Below are 2,408 nucleotides of genomic sequence, written 5' to 3'. Positions count from 1 at the left end.
GTAACGCTCCGGCGGGGGCCGTCTGACTTCGGTTGCGATCCGATGATAAGTCCGGCTTTATGTCCGATTTCATTCACCGCCCTCAAATCGAAGTTCTCTCCGCGGCCGATGGCGTTCGCCGTCGGCAATGGTCGGATGAGGACAAGCTCCGGATCGTCGAGGAAAGTTTTGTCGGCCACCGGCAAGTTTCGGCCACGGCGAGGCGGCATGGCATGTGCCGATCGCTGTTGACGATCTGGCGTCGGCAGTATCGGAACGGTGAGCTTGGTGCGTCCCGCCCGGTATCCTTCGCCCCGGTGACCGTGACGACGGATGCCCCGGCTTCTCGGCCCGGGCCGGTTGATCCCCCTGATCCCTCACGGACCTCTCAGGTGGAGATTGCCCTGCCGAACGGCCGTCGGCTTATAGTGCCCACCGGGGTCGCGCCGGAAGCGCTTGCGCGGATCCTGTCAGTGGTGGACGGGCAATGATCGCGTTTCCGGCGGGCACGAAGGTGTGGATCGCGGGCGGAGTGACGGATATGCGGCGCGGTATGAATACCCTTGCGCTGGCGGTTCAGCAGGGTCTTGGGCGCGATCCGCATGGTGGCGAAATCTTCTGCTTTCGCGGCCGCAAGGGTGATCTGGTGAAATTGCTCTGGCATGATGGGGTCGGCATGTCGCTCTACACAAAGCGCCTGGAGGCGGGGAAGTTCATCTGGCCAGTGAGTCAGGACGGGACGGCCGTTCCGATATCCGCGGCGCAGCTGGGCTATCTTCTCGAAGGAATCGACTGGCGCAATCCGCGCTGGACACAACGTCCTGCAAAGGCAGGATAAATCACTCTGAAACCCCTGTTTTTATTGGCGATCAGGATCATCTGTGGTAGTCCTCTGCCATGTCAGATGCCGCTTCCGAAATCGCCAGATTGCGCGCTGAATTGGCCGCGAAAACAGCCCGTGCGCAGGCCGCGGAACGCGATTTAGCCCAAGCGCGCGCCTTGGCGTCCTGCACGGAAGCGATGGTCAAGGAATTAAAGCTGGAGATCGCCAAGCTGCGCCGCGACAAATATGGCATCTCCTCCGAGCGCCGTGCGCGGCTGATCGATCAACTGGAGTTGCAGCTCGAGGACCTGGAAGCCACGGCGACCGAGGATGCGCTGGCCGCTGAACAGGCGGTGCAGGACAAGACCAGCACCGTGCGCGCCTTCACGCGGCGCAAGCCCGTGCGCAAACCCTTCCCCGACCATCTGCCGCGCGAGCGTGTGGTGGTCGAGGCCCCGACCAGCTGCACCTGCTGTGGCTCGGACCGAATCGTAAAGATGGGCGAGGATATCACCGAGACGCTGGAGGTCATTCCGCGCCAGTGGAAGGTGATCCAGACGGTGCGCGAGAAGTTCACCTGCCGGACTTGCGAGAAGATCAGCCAACCGCCAGCGCCATTCCATGTCATCCCGCGCGGATGGGCCGGACCCAGCCTGATCGCGATGGTGGCCTTCGACAAATACGGACAGCATCAGCCGCTGAACCGCCAATCCGAGCGCATTGCGCGCGAGGGTATCGATCTCAGCCTCTCCACTCTCGCCGATCTGATCGGTCATGCCTGTGTGGCGCTGGCCCCCATCCATGAGCTGATCGAGCGCCATGTGCTGGAAGGTGCGCGCCTGCATGGCGATGACACGACGGTGCCGCTTCTGGCGCGCGGGGGCACCAAAACAGCACGGCTCTGGACCTATGTGCGGGATGACCAGCCCTGGGGTGGCAGCGCGCCACCCGCCGCCCTGTTCAAGTTCTCGCGGGATCGCCAGATGATCCACCCGAACAAGCATCTTGCTGGCTGGCAGGGTGTTCTGCAGGCCGATGCCTATAGCGGCTATAACGACCTCTACCTGGCCGACCGCAGCCCGGGACCTGCGCGCAGCGCGCTCTGTTGGAGCCACGCACGGCGCAAGTTCTTCGAGCTGGCCGATATCGCGGGCAACGTGCGCAAGAACAAGCCCGCGCATGATATCTCGCCTGTTGCGCTGGAGGCCGTGAAACGGATCGACGCGATCTTCGACGTTGAGCGTGAAATCAACGGCATGGATGCGGCGGCCCGCCTCGCCATGCGACAGGATCGATGCCGCCCAATGGTCGAGGACCTGCACACCTGGTTGCTGGAAGAGCGCGCTCGACTGTCGAAGCACAACAGCGTTGCCAAGGCCATCGATTACATGATGCCGCCCAAGGGCGGCCGGTGGGATGCCTTCACTGCATTCCTGGAGGATGGGCGCATTTGCCTGACCAACAATGCCGCCGAACGCGCCCTCAGAGGGATCGCATTGGGAAGAAAGTCGTGGCTTTTTGCGGGGTCTGAACGCGGCGGCGACAGGGCGGCCTTCATGTATACCCTGATCGTCAGCTGCAAGATGAACGACATTGACCCGCAGGC

General features: G+C 62.9%; 3 protein-coding genes. All 3 read left to right on the top strand.

The features are described from left to right. Positions 1-59 precede the first annotated feature (59 nt). The gene (tnpA, locus tag KAK09_RS18485; protein WP_210880392.1) at positions 60-470 is read left to right on the top strand and encodes an IS66-like element accessory protein TnpA; all 411 of its coding nucleotides are present in this window, start codon (positions 60-62) and stop codon (positions 468-470) included. Continuing rightward, positions 467-817, top strand: a complete 351-nt coding sequence (gene tnpB, locus KAK09_RS18480; protein ID WP_210880391.1) for an IS66 family insertion sequence element accessory protein TnpB — start codon at positions 467-469, stop codon at positions 815-817. Before tnpA ends, tnpB begins: the two co-directional genes overlap by 4 nt. A gap of 59 nt (positions 818-876) precedes the next feature. Then, positions 877-2,408 (top strand): IS66 family transposase (tnpC, locus tag KAK09_RS18475; protein WP_210880390.1); only part of this gene is annotated, 1,532 nt, incomplete at its 3' end.

The sequence above is a fragment of the Roseovarius autotrophicus genome, assembly GCF_018069895.1.
GTDB lineage: Bacteria > Pseudomonadota > Alphaproteobacteria > Rhodobacterales > Rhodobacteraceae > Roseovarius > Roseovarius autotrophicus.
The sequence above is the reverse complement of the archived record's forward strand: the minus strand, read 5'-3'. Positions and strand labels throughout refer to the sequence as shown.